17 protein-coding genes are annotated in these 16007 nt (G+C 55.3%); 7 read left to right on the top strand and 10 right to left on the bottom strand.

The window, feature by feature from the left end; translation table 11 throughout:
- Position 1: 1 nt before the first annotated feature.
- The 4 genes from AC0T7J_RS08720 to mntR form a co-directional block, all read right to left on the bottom strand.
- The gene (locus AC0T7J_RS08720; RefSeq protein ID WP_010254360.1) at positions 2–1570 is read right to left on the bottom strand and encodes a DHA2 family efflux MFS transporter permease subunit; all 1569 of its coding nucleotides are present in this window, start codon (positions 1568–1570) and stop codon (positions 2–4) included.
- Entirely contained in the window at positions 1567–2712 is a 1146-nt protein-coding gene (locus AC0T7J_RS08715) for an HlyD family secretion protein (protein ID WP_473793514.1), read from the bottom strand. Before AC0T7J_RS08715 ends, AC0T7J_RS08720 begins: the two co-directional genes overlap by 4 nt.
- A 150-nt stretch (positions 2713–2862) precedes the next feature.
- Positions 2863–3972: an SLC13 family permease gene (locus AC0T7J_RS08710; RefSeq protein WP_473793512.1), complete on the bottom strand. Its 1110-nt coding sequence runs from the start codon at positions 3970–3972 to the stop codon at positions 2863–2865.
- Positions 3973–3992: 20 nt separating this feature from the next.
- Positions 3993–4451 carry a manganese-binding transcriptional regulator MntR gene (gene mntR / locus AC0T7J_RS08705; protein ID WP_010254350.1) on the bottom strand — a complete coding sequence of 153 codons (459 nt, stop codon included), beginning with the start codon at positions 4449–4451 and terminating at the stop codon, positions 3993–3995.
- Between the two features lie 253 nt (positions 4452–4704).
- Here mntR and AC0T7J_RS08700 point away from each other — a divergent pair, with 253 nt between their 5' ends.
- Positions 4705–4902 (top strand): hypothetical protein, encoded by a 198-nt coding sequence (locus AC0T7J_RS08700; RefSeq protein WP_473793510.1) that lies wholly within the window; start codon positions 4705–4707, stop codon positions 4900–4902.
- A gap of 230 nt (positions 4903–5132) precedes the next feature.
- On the opposite strand, the gene ompX is transcribed toward AC0T7J_RS08700, so the two are convergent.
- Entirely contained in the window at positions 5133–5645 is a 513-nt protein-coding gene (gene ompX / locus AC0T7J_RS08695) for an outer membrane protein OmpX (RefSeq protein ID WP_473793508.1), read from the bottom strand.
- A gap of 368 nt (positions 5646–6013) precedes the next feature.
- On the opposite strand from ompX, the gene rhtA reads away from it, so the two are divergent.
- The 5 genes from rhtA to glnQ all read left to right on the top strand — a co-directional run bounded on the left by rhtA (position 6014) and on the right by glnQ (position 10281).
- The gene (gene rhtA, locus AC0T7J_RS08690; protein WP_473793506.1) at positions 6014–6928 is read left to right on the top strand and encodes a threonine/homoserine exporter RhtA; all 915 of its coding nucleotides are present in this window, start codon (positions 6014–6016) and stop codon (positions 6926–6928) included.
- 326 nt (positions 6929–7254) lie between these two features.
- The gene (dps, locus tag AC0T7J_RS08685; protein ID WP_473793504.1) at positions 7255–7758 is read left to right on the top strand and encodes a DNA starvation/stationary phase protection protein Dps; all 504 of its coding nucleotides are present in this window, start codon (positions 7255–7257) and stop codon (positions 7756–7758) included.
- 319 nt (positions 7759–8077) lie between these two features.
- Positions 8078–8824, top strand: coding sequence for a glutamine ABC transporter substrate-binding protein GlnH (gene glnH, locus AC0T7J_RS08680; RefSeq protein ID WP_010254333.1), 747 nt, complete (start codon positions 8078–8080; stop codon positions 8822–8824).
- 78 nt (positions 8825–8902) lie between these two features.
- Entirely contained in the window at positions 8903–9562 is a 660-nt protein-coding gene (gene glnP / locus AC0T7J_RS08675; RefSeq protein WP_022625976.1) for a glutamine ABC transporter permease GlnP, read from the top strand.
- Positions 9559–10281 (top strand): glutamine ABC transporter ATP-binding protein GlnQ, encoded by a 723-nt coding sequence (glnQ, locus tag AC0T7J_RS08670; protein ID WP_010254327.1) that lies wholly within the window; start codon positions 9559–9561, stop codon positions 10279–10281. The genes glnP and glnQ overlap by 4 nt, the downstream gene beginning before the upstream one ends.
- A gap of 241 nt (positions 10282–10522) precedes the next feature.
- Here glnQ and rlmF read toward each other — a convergent pair whose 3' ends face one another.
- Positions 10523–11455 carry a 23S rRNA (adenine(1618)-N(6))-methyltransferase RlmF gene (gene rlmF, locus AC0T7J_RS08665; RefSeq protein WP_473793502.1) on the bottom strand — a complete coding sequence of 311 codons (933 nt, stop codon included), beginning with the start codon at positions 11453–11455 and terminating at the stop codon, positions 10523–10525.
- 141 nt (positions 11456–11596) lie between these two features.
- Here rlmF and AC0T7J_RS08660 point away from each other — a divergent pair, with 141 nt between their 5' ends.
- Positions 11597–12229, top strand: a complete 633-nt coding sequence (locus tag AC0T7J_RS08660; RefSeq protein WP_010254320.1) for a flavin reductase family protein — start codon at positions 11597–11599, stop codon at positions 12227–12229.
- A gap of 3 nt (positions 12230–12232) precedes the next feature.
- Here AC0T7J_RS08660 and AC0T7J_RS08655 read toward each other — a convergent pair whose 3' ends face one another.
- From AC0T7J_RS08655 to AC0T7J_RS08640, 4 genes are read right to left on the bottom strand one after another with little or no spacing between them, the layout of a single operon-like run.
- On the bottom strand, positions 12233–13750 hold the full coding sequence (locus tag AC0T7J_RS08655) for an HAL/PAL/TAL family ammonia-lyase (protein WP_473793500.1): 1518 nt from the start codon (positions 13748–13750) through the stop codon (positions 12233–12235).
- Positions 13747–14541, bottom strand: coding sequence for an ABC transporter ATP-binding protein (locus AC0T7J_RS08650; RefSeq protein WP_022625980.1), 795 nt, complete (start codon positions 14539–14541; stop codon positions 13747–13749). The genes AC0T7J_RS08655 and AC0T7J_RS08650 overlap by 4 nt, the downstream gene beginning before the upstream one ends.
- A gap of 2 nt (positions 14542–14543) precedes the next feature.
- Positions 14544–15275 carry an ABC transporter permease gene (locus AC0T7J_RS08645; RefSeq protein WP_010254311.1) on the bottom strand — a complete coding sequence of 244 codons (732 nt, stop codon included), beginning with the start codon at positions 15273–15275 and terminating at the stop codon, positions 14544–14546.
- A gap of 8 nt (positions 15276–15283) precedes the next feature.
- Positions 15284–16003 carry an ABC transporter permease gene (locus AC0T7J_RS08640; protein ID WP_010254310.1) on the bottom strand — a complete coding sequence of 240 codons (720 nt, stop codon included), beginning with the start codon at positions 16001–16003 and terminating at the stop codon, positions 15284–15286.
- Between the last annotated feature and the right edge of the window lie 4 nt (positions 16004–16007).

Raw genomic sequence — 16007 nt, 5'->3', positions numbered from 1 at the left:
GTTAGTGTGCTCCTGCACTGCCTTCGCTCTTAATCGGCGACAGCAGCCAACAAAATGGAATCAAAATCAGGGCGACAATACTCAGGCCTGAGAAGACATCGATGTAAGCGAGGATACGCGACTGCGCAATCATCTCCTGATAGAGCTGACCGGTTGCCAGCGTGACGGGATCGCCCACCGCCGAGGTAAAGTCGCGTATCGCCTGTGCCCAGTGCTGAAGCGTAATGTTGAACGGCTCATTCAGCGGCGTCATGTTATGCACCATGTGCGCCGACCGCACCTGTTCGCGCTCGGTAATGGCAGCGGTCGAGAGTGAAATCCCAATCGATCCGGCTACGTTACGGAACATGGTAAACAGCGCCGAGGCGTCAGCATTAAGCCGCTGCGGAATGGTGACAAAGGCGATAGTCGTCAGCGGGACAAACAGGAAACCCAGCCCGATTGACTGTGCGCTGCGCATCAACACCAGCGTGGTGAAATCGACATTGGGCGTTAAGGTGGCGGAGTAGAGAAACGCCACGGCCAGACAGCTGAAGCCAAAGGCAATGATGTAGCGCGTCTGAACGATCGGCATCAGTTTCAGCACCAGCGGTATGGTCAGCACAATCAGCACCGCGCCAGGCGACAACACCAGACCTGACCAGGTGGCGGTGTAGCCCAGATCCTGCTGCGCCAGCTGTGGCAGTACTACGGAGCTGCCATACAGAATCATCGCCATCCCCGCCATCAACAGCCCGGCGACCCAGAAGTTGCGATCTTTCATCACCAGGATATCGACCACTGGCTTACGGGCATACATCAGCCAGTAGATGGCACCGACGATACCAATCAGCGCCAGAATGGCGAACAGCACGATAAAGTGCGAGGCAAACCAGTCCTCATCCTCTCCGCGATCCAGCATCACCTGCAGACAACCCAGTCCTAAGGTAATCAGGCTGATGCCGATATAGTCGATCTTCAGCTTACCTTTGGCCCATTTACGCTCCCACGGTGGATCTTCCAGCAGCTGATAGATCGCCAGCACGGTAAGCACGCCGACCGGAATGTTGATAAAGAACACCCAGCGCCAGCTGTAGTTGTCGGTAATCCAGCCACCTAATGTCGGGCCAATCACCGGCGCGACAATAATGGCGATAGAGGAGAGCCCAAATGCCTTGCCACGATCTTCCGCCTTGAAGTAATCCAGCAGAACAGACTGCTGAACCGGCTGCAATCCGCCGCCAAAAAAGCCCTGCAGCACGCGGAACAGAATGATTTGCCACAGTTCGGTAGCGATGCCGCACAGGAAAGAGCAGATGGTAAACATCACGATGCAGATCAGGAAAAACTGTTTACGGCCAAACAGTCGGCTGAAGAACGCAGAGATAGGCAGCACAATGCCGTTCGCCACCAGATAGGAGGTCAGCACCCAGGTTGACTCATCGTAACTGGAGGAGAGCGAACCGGCGATATGCGGCAGCGCCACGTTAACAATGGTGGTGTCGAGGATCTCCATAAACACCGCCAGTGTTACCGTGATCGCCACTAACCACGGATTACTGGCGGGTTTCCAGCTCTGCGCCGTACTCATTCCACCGTTACCTTCGGTTCAACTGAGAGACCCAGCGGCAGAGGATGGTTTGGATCAAGGCCTTTGTCGATGACGATTTTCACCGGCACGCGCTGAACGATTTTCACATAGTTACCGGTGGCGTTTTCTGACGGGAAAGTCGAGAAGCGTGAACCCGAGCCCATCTGGATACTGTCAACATGCCCTTCCAGCTTCATATCCGGCCAGGCATCGACGCTGATTTCAACTTTGTCGCCAGGATTCATGTGTTGCAGCTGAGACTCTTTGAAGTTAGCGGTGATCCAGATTTCAGGCGAGACCAGCGAGAACAGCGACGATCCCGCCTGCACCAGTGTGCCCAGCTGCACGTTACGCTTGGTGACAAACCCGTCATAGGGCGCGCGAACCTGGGTATAGGAGAGATTAAGATCGGCCGTGCTTAACTGCGCCTTTGCCTGCTCAACCTGTTGCTGACGCGCTTCAACATTGGTCTCCTGCTGACGAATCTGCAGGGCAACCTGTGAAGCGACTTCAACCTGTGCTTTCGCGCTTTGTAACTGCGCCTGCGCCGAACGTAACTGCGCGGACGCGCTGTCGATATTACGCTGACTGGTCGCACGCGGATCGACGCCGCGCTGGCGACGATAATCCGCCTGCGCATTAATCAGATTCGCTTCCGCTTTCGCCTGATCCGCCAGCGCCTGATCGCGCTGTGCCGGATACTGTACCTTGGATAGCGCCAGCTGAGCCTGCGCCTGATGCAGCTGTGCGACAGCTAAACCGAGCTGCGCATTAGCCTGTTCGCGCTGGGCACGATTGTCGCTGGGATCGATCTCCACCAGCAGATCGCCCTTCTTCACCCGCTGGTTATCTTTCACCAGCAGCTTCACGACATAGCCGGAGGCTTTAGGCGCAATGGTAACGGCATCGCCTTCGGTAAAGGCGTCGTCGGTGGTTTCAATATTGCGGGTAGTGAACCAGAACCAGAAGCCGACAATCAGCATAATCACCACCACTACCGCCAGAATAATCAGCGGCTTTTTACCGGGGCGTTTACGCTCAGGCTGCTGGTCGTTGTCCTGATTTTCCTCTGACTGACGGCTTTTATCTGTCGCATTCTCTGCGTCCTGCTGGTGTGGATCGCGTTGCTTATTCTCGCTCATAGTTCCCATCACTGGCTAAGGCCCTAATTCCCGGGCATAAAGGTCCTGTTAACCTTATATCGGAAACTGACAAAATCCAGCGCAACTTTACGAAACTTGAGAAATGGCGCACATCCTGCCACCTGTTGGGGATAGCAGGATGCGTCGGACCTAGTTGAGCAACTGCAATAGCAGCCAGCCGCTGGCCATCGACCAGGCAAGGAGAGGGAGAGAAAAGAGATGGAAATGCCACCAGACGGCCCGATCTTTCGCCATACGCAAGGCAATCAGGTTGGCGAGCGAACCCGGCAACAGGCCGAATCCGCCAATATTGACCGCCCAGGCCAGCACTTCGCCAGGCGGGACTTTTTGCAGCAGCAGAATTGTCGCCGGTACATTACTGATGACTTGTGACAGACCAATTGCCAGCAAATAAAGCTGTCCCTGACCGAAATGAGAAACCGCATCAAAGTGAGCCTGCATCACCGGCAGACGCGTCAGCAGGAAAACGTCAATAAACATGGCGATAAACACCGCCAGCAGGCTCCAGTCGATGCGTTGCAGCACCGGACGTGCCATCACCAGGAACGTGGCAAGAATCAGCAACAGTATCCAGCCGGTGATCTCCAGCTCCAGACCGGCGATAAACAGCAGGTACAACACCACGCTGACCATAAAAAGCGGCTTTTGCCACTGCGGCTGTTCCGGGTTGTCATGCTTATCAATGGAGCGCTTCGAAAAGCTGAACCAGGTTAACACCATCAGGCTCAACAGCAGCCAGGCGGCCAGCGGCAGCATCTGCACAATAAATGCAATAACGCTAAGCTTGCCGTGGCTCCACAGCAGGATGTTTTGCGGGTTGCCGACCGGCGTCAATAGGGATCCGGCATTGACCGCCAGCGCCTCAAAGATGATCAGTCGCGAGATGGGTAAGTGAGAGAACTTCCGCAGCGTCAGCGTCAGCGGCACCAGAATAAACAGTGCCACATCGTTAGTCAGAAACGTGGAGAGCAACGCAGCAGCCAGCACCATAAACAGCGCCAGCGCACGTTCGTGCCGGAAACGCGCAATCAGTCGTCCCCCCAGCACGTCAAAGTAGCCGCTGGTTTCCAGCCCTTTGGTCAGGATCAACAACCCGGTGAGCGTAATAATAGTATGCCAGTCTACAGCGCCAGGCAGATCGGCCCAGCGAAAATCCGCCAGAAATGCCAGAACCACACCAATCACGATTAATAAATGCAAAATAGAGTCATGCAAAAAAGATCGAAGCAGTTGAGGCATGATGAGGGTACGCCTTAGCGTTAACGGGTTTCTGAGAATTTCTTAAAAACGGCCAGCGTTTCATCACTGACGTGATGTTCAATACCTTCTGAATCACGTCGGGCTGTTTCGGGACTGATGCCTAACGCCAGCAGAAAACTTTCAACGATGTGATGACGGGCGCGGCTTTCCTCAGCCAGCTTCTCGCCTTCACCGGTCAGGAAGACACCGCGGTAAGGCACCTGCTCAACCAGCCCGGCACTGCCCAGTCGCTTCAGCATTTTCGCTACGGTCGGTTGTGAAACGCCCAGACGGGCCGCCATGTCGACCTGACGTGCTTCGCCAAATTCACCAATTAAATCAGAGATTAACTCAACGTAGTCATCAATTAATTCCCGACGATGCGCTTCACGCACCTGCCGAAAACCTTCGACATGCTCTTCAATATCTTTCAGTGGTCCTTTTGGCGCAGAAACCACGCTTTTAGCACGACGACTCATTCAGCTTCCTCATTATTATTTCCCGTACTGACACTGCTATACGGATTTAGCTGCGCTCATTGTAAACCAGCCGCAAAGAAGCTCAAATTTTTCGTCAATAGCCTTGGCTAAACGATATAGCCAGTGCTATATTTGATGATAATGTAAGCAGCAAAAGAGAGATCCTTGTTGATCCTCAATTGCTCCGGTGATGATGACGCTTCTCACCGCAGGCTGCTGACTACCGCGTCGACAATGATTGGGAGGTGATTCTATGAGCACCCTGAAATGTTGCTTAGATTGCAGCAAATGCTTCCAGGCTGAGAAGAAAACAACCACGGAGATGAAATCCTGGCTCTGCCTGCTGACGCGTTCCCCGTTCACGCTGCGTCTGATGTTGCTGGAAAAACTGCTGGGCCATAAGTCAGCCGATCGTCGCTGTCAGAATCTGATCTGGCGCGGCGAATCCTGAGTCAGTGCCTTTTAGCCGCTGGCTGAGAGGCGCACTTTCTCTTTCTGTTCTCTTTTTTCTTACATCCTGATAGAAGATGCTGCCCAGCGGCATTAAAACGCATGGCTATTGATGAGCCTGAGTGTTCATGCTGAGCCGGGAAAGGGCGGACGAGAAAGGGGGAGGTAAAACCAGCACAATAAAAAACGGCCCACATGGGGCCGTTTTTTGGCAGGTCAGCTAAGCTAAACTTAGAAGCTGTAACCTACGCCAGCAATCCAGGTGCCAACGTCAACGTTACGGATACGGCTCTGCTCGTAACCCACGTCAACTGCGAAGTCCTGAACTGGGTTAAACTGCAGACCTGCGCCGTAAGAGAAACCTACGTCGCTTGAATCAGTTTTATCGCGTGATGCAGTATCGTTCTGCTGGAATTTACCGTAGCCGATACCCACAACACCGTAGATGCTTGCCCAGTCGTTCAGACGGAAAGCAGGACCACCGGTCACACCGTAGTACTGGCCTTTGTTATAAATGCCAGAATCGGTGTTATCTTTTTCTGTGTAGGTGAATGAACCGATCCAACCCAGTGGGTTAGAACCGTCTTCGTAGCGGTATTTCAGGTTGAAGCCGTTAGCTTTGTTAGCTACGCCCTGATAGTCGCTCTGAGCATAGCCACCAGTTACGGTGCTCTGTGCCATTGCTGAACCTGCAGATACTGCCAGTACACAGGCTAATGCTGAAAGACATGCAATTTTTTTCATAACCACCTCAAATGTGAAAATACTTCTCTCCTGACAACGCTGAAAATATAACAAAAAATAGCGAGAAACTCTGCCCGGATTTTGTTGTCTAACAGAATGTTTGGTGTAACAGGAAGTTAATGCAACAACCTATGTCATTCATTTTTCTTATAAAATCCGTCATCTTTCTGCAATAATCATTTTGTGCTCATTTTGTTCTTTAAGTTAAATCCTAAAAAAACCTGACATTTCTTTACCTAAATGGCACTGATTCTGGCCAAAAATCGCTCAGTTGAGACAAATTTAAAACCCCATTTCATGATTTTTTGCCTGCTATTTCCTTTACACTGGCTGACTCATTACGTTGCTGACCAGGAAAAGTACACAGGATGTCTGCCTCTCCCGCTTCTAAAAACCTTACCCCGATAGTGATGCCCATTGCCGTACTGCTGATTGCGATGCTGTCGCTTCAGGGCGGTGCGTCGCTGGCGAAAAGCCTGTTTCCTGCCGTGGGCGCTACCGGCATCACCGCGCTGCGCCTGGGCTTTGGCACCCTGATACTCTGTGTCATCTTTAAACCCTGGCGTTTACGCTTTAGCCGGGAGCAACGTCTGCCGCTGCTGATGTATGGACTGGCGCTGGGCACAATGAATTTCACGTTTTATCTGGCGATTCGTACCGTGCCGCTGGGCGTGGCGGTGGGACTGGAATTTACCGGCCCGCTGGCGCTGGCGCTATTCGGCTCGCGCCGGCCGCTTGATTTTGTCTGGGTGTTACTGGCGGTGATTGGTCTGTGGTTCCTGCTGCCTTTTGGAACAGGCATGACTGCGATTGATCCGCTGGGCGCGGCGCTGGCAGTGAGTGCAGGCGCCTGCTGGGCCATCTATATCCTGGCGGGACAGCGGGCAGGCGCAGAACATGGCCCGGCGACAGTGGCTATCGGGTCGCTGATTGCCTCAGTGATTTTTGTACCGCTGGGCCTGACGTTCGCAGAAAGTGGCATCTGGACATGGGCCGTTATGCCGATCGCGTTAATGGTTGCCCTGCTCTCCAGCGCCATTCCCTATTCGCTGGAGATGGTTGCCCTCACCCGCTTACCGGCGCGCATCTTCGGCACGCTGATGAGTCTGGAACCCGCCATGGCTGCCTTTTCCGGCATGCTGTTTCTGGGGGAAACCCTGACCGGGTTACAGTGGCTGGCGCTGCTGGCGATCATCATCGCCTCGGCAGGTTCAACGCTGACCATGCGACCAAAAAAGAGTCAGTTAAACAGCGTTGAGTTATCAGATGATATTCAAAAATAAACGCTATCCGTCCCGCCTGCTGGCGGGGCTAAATAATAATCATGCTCATCATGAGAATTATTCTTAATCTTCGCTCCTTCCTGCGCTGCCTATTTTGACACAGACACTTACCAGTTATTTACACAATAGAATAACAACATGATTTAAATAGCTATTTACTTTATTTTATATTTTAACATGGCATTAACTTTCTTAGCCCGGATCTGCTTTGAGTAAAGACACACGCTATTTCATCCATCGACAAAGTCGTTTCTGCAAAGCTGAAAAGCGCTGCTATACTTATCCGGTACTTGATTAGGACAACCATCAAAGAGAGGACTGAAACGATGAGTACCGCTAAATTGGTTAAAACTAAATCTTCTGACCTGATTTATACCCGTAATGATGTGGCCGAAGACGATAAAAAAGCCACCATCGCGGTGTTAAACCGTATGGTAGTCGAGTTTATTGACCTGTCATTGATCACTAAGCAGGCGCACTGGAACATGCGTGGTGCTAATTTTATCGGTGTGCATGAGATGCTGGATGGCTTCCGTACTGCCATTACCGATCATCAGGATACTATTGCCGAGCGTGTGGTTCAGCTGGGTGGCGTGGCGCTGGGCACCACGCAGGTCGTTAACGATACGACTCCGTTGAAGAGTTATCCGCTGAATATTCATAGCGTACAGGATCACCTGAAAGCGCTGGCAGACCGTTACAGCGTTGTCGCGAATGACACCCGCAAAGCGATCTCTGAAGTGAAAGATGAAGATACCGCTGACATCTTTACTGCGGCTTCACGTGATCTGGATAAGTTCCTGTGGTTCATCGAAGCCAACATTGAATAAGACTCAATGCAGTCAATCAGGCGGGGAAACCCGCCTTTTTTACGTCTGTGTTACCGCATTTTTATGACCCTGTTAACAGTTCTTCCCTCCTCCGCTTCACAGCCTTAACATCTGAGGCACACTACCGCTTGCACCAAAACAGTCACCCGCACCAAAATTGGGCACCAAACTGGTGCAATGGCAGAATTAACTGCAAAATCGTGTCAGCTATGTTATTTAACTCTCTGATTTGGCAGATTTTGCAAAGTTGGCATAATTCTTTCATATGACAAGCCACAAACGCAGGCCCTGCCGCCTGGTAGTAAAAAAAGGAAAAATGATGAAGTCACTGTTAAAAGTTTCTGTGGCCGCGCTGGCGCTGGCCTTCTCTCTCTCTTCCACTGCAGCAGACAAGAAGCTGGTCGTCGCCACGGATACCGCCTTTGTTCCGTTTGAATTTAAACAGGGTGATAAATATGTCGGCTTCGATGTGGATCTGTGGGATGCCATTGCGAAAGAGCTGAAGCTCGATTACACCCTGAAGCCAATGGACTTCAGCGGCATTATCCCTGCACTGCAAACGCGCAATGTCGATCTGGCACTGGCGGGTATCACCATTACCGAAGAACGTAAAAAAGCGATTGAGTTCTCTGACGGCTATTACAAAAGCGGTCTGCAGGTGATGGTGCGTAACAATGAAAACGACATCAAAGGCATCAGCGATCTGAACGGTAAAGTGGTCGCAGTGAAAAGCGGCACCGGCTCCGTGGAATACGCGAAAGCCAACATCAAATCTAAAGATCTGCGTCAGTTCCCGAATATCGACAGCGCTTATATGGAGCTGGGCACCAACCGTGCGGACGCCGTGCTGCATGACACGCCAAACATCCTTTACTTCATCCATACCGCCGGTAAAGGTCGCTTTAAAGCGGTAGGCGATTCCATTGAAGCGCAGCAATATGGTATCGCCTTCCCGAAAGGCAGCGACGATTTACGTGAAAAAGTTAACGGCGCACTGAAAACCCTGAAAGAGAACGGCACCTACAACACGCTCTATAAAAAATGGTTCGGCACCGAACCTAAATAATAATTTGCCCGTTATCTGATTTCAGCAGGGAAACTTTTTCCCTGCTTTTTTCCATCGCAACATATCTGGAGTGACACCATGGAGTTTGACTGGAGCGTCATCTGGCCCGCCATGCCAGCGCTGCTTGAAGGCGCTAAACTGACCTTAATTATCTCAATTATTGGACTGGTTGGCGGCCTCTTCATCGGCCTGGTTGCGGGCTTTGCCCGCGCTTACGGTGGCTGGATCACCAATAACATCGCACTGGTGTTTATCGAAATCATTCGCGGCACCCCTATCGTGGTGCAGGTGATGTTTATCTATTTTGCTTTGCCGATGGCGTTCCCCGACCTGCGCATTGATCCCTTCAGCGCGGCGGTGGTGACCATCATGATTAACTCCGGCGCTTACATTGCCGAGATTACCCGTGGTGCCGTGCTGTCGATCAACAAGGGCTTCCGCGAAGCCGGACTGGCACTTGGCCTGTCGAGCCGCGAAACGCTGCGCTACGTGATTATGCCGCTGGCGCTGCGCCGCATGCTGCCGCCGCTGGGCAACCAGTGGATTGTCAGCATCAAAGATACTTCGCTGTTTATCGTTATTGGTGTGGCTGAACTGACCCGTCAGGGTCAGGAGATTATTGCCGGTAACTTCCGCGCGCTGGAAATCTGGAGCGCCGTCGCGATTATCTATCTGGTTATTACGCTGGTGTTGAGCTTTGTGCTGCGCCGCATTGAGAAAAGGGTGAAAATCCTGTGATTGAATTTAAAGATGTCTCCAAGCATTTTGGCCAGACCCAGGTGCTGCACAATATTGACCTGAAGATTAACCAGGGCGAAGTGGTGGTGATTATCGGCCCATCCGGTTCCGGTAAATCAACCCTGCTGCGCTGCATTAACAAGCTGGAAGAGATCACCAGTGGCGAACTGATTGTCGATGGTCTGCGCGTCAATGACCCGAAAGTCGACGACCGCCTGATTCGTCAGGAAGCGGGCATGGTGTTTCAGCAGTTTCATCTGTTCCCACAGATGAGTGCGCTGGATAACGTCGCCTTTGGTCCTATCCGTGTGCGCGGTGCCAGCAAAGAGGCGGCACGCCAGCTGGCGCGTGAGCTGCTGGGCAAAGTGGGCCTCGCCGAGCGCGCGCACCACTTCCCGTCTGAGCTTTCCGGCGGTCAGCAGCAGCGCGTGGCGATTGCCCGTGCGCTGGCAGTTAAGCCGAAGATGATGCTGTTTGATGAGCCAACCTCAGCGCTCGACCCGGAACTGCGTCACGAAGTGCTGAAGGTGATGCAGGATCTGGCGGAAGAAGGCATGACGATGGTGATTGTGACGCACGAAGTAGGCTTCGCACAGAAGGTGGCTTCACGGCTGATCTTTATCGATAAAGGCCGGATTGCGGAAGATGGCGATCCCGACAGCCTGATCAGCAACCCACCCAGCGAGCGTCTGCGCGAATTCCTGCAGCACGTATCCTGATCAAAATGGGCCGCTAAGCGGCCCTTTAAGGTTGTTGACAACGTTCGCCCGGTCCGCTGTAAGACCGTACCTGCGCCGGGAACACGGTCAGATCGGAAAGACGCAAAAGCCGTCATCCCTGACATGCTCGGCCCGCGCCATCCCTGGCGCGGGACGCTTTCCTCTTCTGACCGCGCTCCCTGCGCGTTGAGCTTATTCGTTGCGGTCAGATTCGCCCTGTTTACTGACAGGGAAAAACACCTCAGTTCCCCAGGCGACTCAGCAGCTTAGTGCGCTGGGCGACAGGCATAAAACTCCACGCCAGGAAGCGGCTCTGCTTCTGACCCTGCGCCATATTAACCACGCGCATCTCCGCCACGTCGAGCGCCTGCAGCTGTTTTTCCAGCGCCGGTAAGTTCTCTTTGCGCGACACCAGCGAGGTAAACCAGCCGATCTGACGACTAAACGCCACGCTCTCGGCGATCATCTTGCCGATAAAACCTTTTTCGCCACCGGGATACCACAGCTCATTGTGCTGGCCGCCAAAGTTGAGCGGCGCACTCTTATCCAGTCCGAGATTGCGGACCTTACGCTGCGATCCCGATACCGCCTCTTCTGCCGAGGCGTGGAATGGCGGGTTACACATCACTGCACTGAAAAATTCAGTTTTACTGACCACACCAGCCAGCACTGCATCGCTGTTTTTCTGACGACGCAAACGGATCTGGCGCGTCAGACGCGGATTGGCCGCAACAATGCGGTTAGCGGCTTTGATGGCGGCTTCATCGACTTCGGTGCCGGTAAAGCGCCAGCCATATTCTGCAGCGCCAATCAGCGGATAGATGCAGTTTGCGCCGCAGCCGATATCCAGAACGTCCGCCGTCGGGATTACGCCGTTGTTATCCAGCGCCAGCAGATCGGCAAGGTAGTGCAGATAATCGGCGCGTCCCGGCACGGGCGGGCAAAGTGAGCCGGGAGCCAGCTGCCAGTCGATGTCGTAAAATAGTTTGATCAGCGCCTGGTTCAGCAGCATCACCGCCTCCGGGTCCGCGAAATCCACGGACTGCACGCCATAACCATTGGGCCGGACTTTGGCTTTCAGCGGCGGATGGGCAGCGGTTAACGCGGCAAAATCGTATTCGCCCTGATGGCGATTGCGGGCGTGGAAGGGCGACGTGCTGGCTGACTTTTTCATACGTTCTCTCAATTATTCAGGCGCGCGTACAATACGCTGTAGGCGGCGGAAAATAAACCCGCACCATCCGCTTACCTCTTTCCGATTCCGTCGGGCGATGCTGTCGGGCTAAGATAAATAAAATTCCCTGCTGGAGAAGTTATGACCCGGAAACGCTATTCCTATCAACCCCGTGCTGGTCACGGTCTGCCGCACGATCCGCTGAACGCCATTATCGGGCCGCGTCCGATCGGCTGGATTAGCTCAGTGAGCAGCAGCGGCCAGCGCAATCTGGCACCTTACAGCTTCTTTAACTGCTTCAACTATCATCCGCCGATTATCGGTTTCGCCAGCAGCGGCTGGAAAGACAGCGTGAGAAATATTGCTGAGACCAAAGAGTTTGTCTGGAACCTGGCGACCCGTCCGCTGGCGGAAGCGATGAACGAAAGTTCCGCCTCGCTGCCTGCCGATCAGGATGAGTTCGCCTTTGCCGGTTTAACGCCGCTGGCAGCTTCTCAGGTCAGCGCCAGTCTGGTGGCAGAGAGCCCGGTCAACTTCGAGTGCCGCCTGACGCAACTGATTCAGCTGCAGGATGCCAGCGGCAATCTGATCGACAGCTGGCTGGTGCTGGGGGAAGCGGTGGCGATTCACATCGATGAATCGCTGCTGGAAGAGGGCATTTATCAGACCGCTAAAGCCGAGCCGATTCTGCGCGCGGGCGGCCCCAGCGCCTATTACGGCATCAGCGAAGCGCAACGTTTTGATTTAGTCCGTCCGGACGCACGCCGCAGGTAATCCTCACCCCACAAGCGCATCGGCCCGGTGCGCTTTAATCTGAGCTACCGCGCAGGCGATGTCGGGTGCCAGCCAGCGATCCTGCTGCCAGCGCTCAACAACCTGCCGCAAATGCTGCCAGGCGCGCCGCGTGCCTGCTGCCAGCTGTGACTCACCGTGAAACTCCAGCGCCTGCGCCGCCAGCAGATACTCAATCGCGATAATGTGATCAACATTGCTGACCAGTTTCAGCAGCTTCAGCGCCGAGCCGGTGCCGAGGCTCAGATGATCCTCCTGTAATCCTGAAGTGACATAGTTATCAAGCACCGCAGGCTGTGCCAGCTGACGGTTCTCCGCGCAGAGTGACGCCGCCACGTACTGCGCAATCATCATGCCGGAATTCACGCCCGGCTCGGCCACCAGAAACGGCGGCAGGCCGCTGACCAGCGGATTCACCAGCCGATCAAGCCGTCGCTCGGCGATGCTGCCCAGCTCCGCCATCGCAATCGCCAGCAGGTCGCAGGCCATTGCCACCGACTCGCCATGCGGATTGGACTGTGACACCACACGCCAGGCCTGCGGCGTCCCCAGCACCAGCGGATTGTCGGTACAGGCGTTGAGTTCGGTCTCCACCTGACGGACAGCGTGACTAAACTGATCGCGACAGGCGCCGTGCACCTGCGGCATCGAGCGCAGACTCAGCGCATCCTGAGTCCGGATGCCAACGCTGGCTTTCAGCAGCGGGCTGTCAATAAGCAACTGGCGCAGACGTTCGCCGCTGCGCTGAATCCCCGGGCTGGCCTTCAGCGCCAGCACCTCAGGGTCAAATGCCACCAGCTGACCGCGCAGCGCCTCAAAGCTCATCGCACCGGTGACGTCTGCCCAGTCCAGCAGCCGTTCGGCATCGTCCAGCGCCAGACAGGCTAAGCCGGTCATGCAGGGCGTGCCGTTGACCAGGCTCAGTCCCTCTTTGGCGCCAGGCCGGTAAGGGGCTAATCCCGCCTGGGCCAGCGCCTGCTGCGCCGGAACGATTTCGCCCTTCCACTCCACCTCGCCGATGCCAATCATCGCCAGGCCGATATGCGCCATGTGGGTCAGATACCCCACCGATCCCTGCGACGGTATCTGTGGGGTAATCTGCAGGTTTAGCAGCGCCAGTAACTGTTGCACCAGCGCCACTGAAACACCTGATTTTCCGTGGCTGTAGTTCGCAATCGCAGCGCACAGAATGGCGCGGACCTCGGGTTTTGCCAGCACCGGCCCGACGCCACAGGCATGGCTCAGCAGGGTATTGCGCGACAGCTGGCTCAGTTCATCTTCAGACAGGGTGATGTTGCACAACGCCCCCAGCCCGGTATTGATGCCGTAAGCCACCTGCCCCGCCGCCACGATATTCCCGACGATTTCACGGCTCTGCGCAATTCGCTGCCAGGCACTGTCGCTCAGCGTCAGGGTGGCACCGTGCCGGGCGACCTGCACCAGCGCCTGCCATTTCAGCGGGCCATCGCCCCAGACCAGCGTCTGACGTATCACGTCACTCATACCACCGGCTCCACCTGATGATGACTGGAGATAAACTGCTTAAAGCGCGCCGATCCCGCCTCGCCGAACATCGCCTCTGGCGTGCCCTGACAATCAATAGTGCCCTGATGCATAAACACCACCCGGTTAGAGACGTTGCGGGCAAAACCCATCTCATGGGTCACTACCAGCATGGTGCGGCCCTCTTCCGCCAGGCTGCGCATGACCTTCAGCACCTCGCCCACCAGTTCCGGATCGAGTGCCGAAGTTGGCTCATCAAACAGCATCACCTCCGGGTCCATTGCCAGCGCCCGGGCAATCGCCACCCGCTGCTGCTGACCGCCTGAAAGCTGGGCGGGATAAAAATCTTTGCGATTCAGCAGACCGACACGATCCAGAAGCTGTTCCGCCTGGGCAATACAGGCTTTTTTATCGCGCTTGAGGACGTAGTGCGGCCCTTCAATGACATTTTGCAGCACGGTCAGGTGCGACCAGAGGTTAAAGCTCTGAAACACCATGCCGAGACGGGAGCGCAACCGCTCAATCTGACGCGGATTAGCCGCCAGCTGGTGTCCCCGGGCATGGCGCTTCATCTCAATGGTTTCACCGCCCACGCTGACCACGCCCGCATCAGGTGTCTCAAGCAGATTAATGCAGCGCAGCAGCGTACTTTTGCCCGAGCCGCTGGCACCGAGTATTGAGATAACATCGCCCTGGTGCGCCTGCAGCGAGATGCCTTTCAGCACCTCCATGGCGCCAAAGGATTTATGGATATCGCTGGCCGACAGCGTGACGGGTGGCAGTTCAGACATGTTTATTTTCCTCCAGGAATCGGCTTAGCGGCCGGTAACGGCTTTTTTTCCGGTTTATGAACCGGCGTCAGGCGCCGCTCCAGCAGGGCATAGAGTTGCACAATGATGAAGTTGAGGATCAGGTAGATCGCCGCCGCACAGAGAAACACCTCCATAGTGCGGTAAGTACGCTGGATAATCTGTTGCGCCACTCCGGTGACATCCCAGACCGTGACCAGACTGGCCAGCGCGGTCGATTTCACCAGCAGAATCGCCTCGGTGGAGTACGCGGGTAGCGCATAACGCAGCATCACCGGCGCGATAATGCGCCGCAGTAGCAGCCCGCGCGACATGCCGCACGCCATCCCCGCCTCCACCTGACCGGGCGGCACAGCCAGCAGCGCGCCGCGCAGGATCTCTGCGGTGTAGGCGGCGGTGCAGAGCGACAACGCCAGCACCGCACAGGTAAAGGGCTCACGCAGAAACGGCCAGAAGAGACTGTGCCGGATCACACCAAACTGCCCAAGGCCGTAGTAGATCAGGAACAGCTGGATCATCAGCGGCGAGCCGCGAAACACCAGAATGTAGCCACGGGCAAAAGCACTCAGCAGACGCCAGCGGCTCATGCGCAGCGCCAGAATACCCACCGCCAGCACGCCACCACACAGAAAGGCGCTGATAAACAGGCCCAGCGTAACCGGCAACGCGGCGCTGAGTTTCAGGAAGGTGTCAGTGAGGAACGCAAAATCGATCATAAGTCTCCTTAATGCTGTGCAGCGGTGCGGCTTTGCCAGGCGCGACCAAGACGGGATTCAGCCCGCAGAAAGGCGCGGTTCGACAGCAGCGTCAGCAGCAGATAACAGGCACCGCCCACCAGATAAAAGGAGAAGTAATCACGGGTGGAGCCGGCCGCAATCTGGCTGGCCCGCATCAGCTCGACAATGCCGGTCACTGACACCAGCGCCGAGTCTTTCAGACTCATCTGCCAGACGTTTGACAGGCCGGGCAGCGCATATCGCGCCACCTGCGGCAGCAGGATGCGTTGCCGGATGCGCCAGCGCGGCATACCAATAGCAACAGCGGCTTCGATCTCCCCTTTCGCCAGGGCCAGCCGTGCGGCACGATAAACTTCCGCCTGGTAAGAGCCGGAGATAAGCCCGATGGCCAGCGCCCCGATCAGAAACGGCGGCGCTTCGATAAACCCGTCCGCGCCAAACAGTTGTCCGATCTGCGTGATCAATCCCGATCCGCCGAAGTAGAAGAGGTAGATCACCAGCAGCTCAGGAATGCCACGAAAAATCACCGAGTAGCCTTCCCCTGCCCAGCGCACCGCGCGGTGCGGGGATAACTTTGCAGCGGCGACGCCCGATCCCACCACCGCACCGACCAGCAGCGCGGCAAATGAGAGCAGCAACGTCGTCAGCGTCGCACTCAGAATCAATCGTCCCCAGCCCTCCGGGCCAAAACTCAGCAGGCTTATCATCAGT

The organism is Pantoea sp. E956-1, from assembly GCF_982223955.1.
Note: the sequence above shows the minus strand (reverse complement) of the source record. Positions and strands in the feature narration are given on the sequence as shown.

What these genes read in the sequence shown, in the direction of transcription:
- AC0T7J_RS08660 (WP_010254320.1), top strand. Translation starts at nt 11,597, where the DNA reads ATGACCCGGAAACGCTATTCCTATCAACCCCGTGCTGGTCACGGTCTG.
- ompX (WP_473793508.1), bottom strand. Translation starts at nt 5,645, where the DNA reads ATGAAAAAAATTGCATGTCTTTCAGCATTAGCCTGTGTACTGGCAGTA.
- mntR (WP_010254350.1), bottom strand. Translation starts at nt 4,451, where the DNA reads ATGAGTCGTCGTGCTAAAAGCGTGGTTTCTGCGCCAAAAGGACCACTG.
- AC0T7J_RS08720 (WP_010254360.1), bottom strand. Translation starts at nt 1,570, where the DNA reads ATGAGTACGGCGCAGAGCTGGAAACCCGCCAGTAATCCGTGGTTAGTG.
- AC0T7J_RS08640 (WP_010254310.1), bottom strand. Translation starts at nt 16,003, where the DNA reads ATGATAAGCCTGCTGAGTTTTGGCCCGGAGGGCTGGGGACGATTGATT.
- AC0T7J_RS08715 (WP_473793514.1), bottom strand. Translation starts at nt 2,712, where the DNA reads ATGAGCGAGAATAAGCAACGCGATCCACACCAGCAGGACGCAGAGAAT.
- rlmF (WP_473793502.1), bottom strand. Translation starts at nt 11,455, where the DNA reads ATGAAAAAGTCAGCCAGCACGTCGCCCTTCCACGCCCGCAATCGCCAT.
- AC0T7J_RS08645 (WP_010254311.1), bottom strand. Translation starts at nt 15,275, where the DNA reads ATGATCGATTTTGCGTTCCTCACTGACACCTTCCTGAAACTCAGCGCC.
- glnH (WP_010254333.1), top strand. Translation starts at nt 8,078, where the DNA reads ATGAAGTCACTGTTAAAAGTTTCTGTGGCCGCGCTGGCGCTGGCCTTC.
- AC0T7J_RS08655 (WP_473793500.1), bottom strand. Translation starts at nt 13,750, where the DNA reads ATGAGTGACGTGATACGTCAGACGCTGGTCTGGGGCGATGGCCCGCTG.
- AC0T7J_RS08710 (WP_473793512.1), bottom strand. Translation starts at nt 3,972, where the DNA reads ATGCCTCAACTGCTTCGATCTTTTTTGCATGACTCTATTTTGCATTTA.
- glnP (WP_022625976.1), top strand. Translation starts at nt 8,903, where the DNA reads ATGGAGTTTGACTGGAGCGTCATCTGGCCCGCCATGCCAGCGCTGCTT.
- rhtA (WP_473793506.1), top strand. Translation starts at nt 6,014, where the DNA reads ATGTCTGCCTCTCCCGCTTCTAAAAACCTTACCCCGATAGTGATGCCC.
- AC0T7J_RS08650 (WP_022625980.1), bottom strand. Translation starts at nt 14,541, where the DNA reads ATGTCTGAACTGCCACCCGTCACGCTGTCGGCCAGCGATATCCATAAA.
- dps (WP_473793504.1), top strand. Translation starts at nt 7,255, where the DNA reads ATGAGTACCGCTAAATTGGTTAAAACTAAATCTTCTGACCTGATTTAT.
- AC0T7J_RS08700 (WP_473793510.1), top strand. Translation starts at nt 4,705, where the DNA reads ATGAGCACCCTGAAATGTTGCTTAGATTGCAGCAAATGCTTCCAGGCT.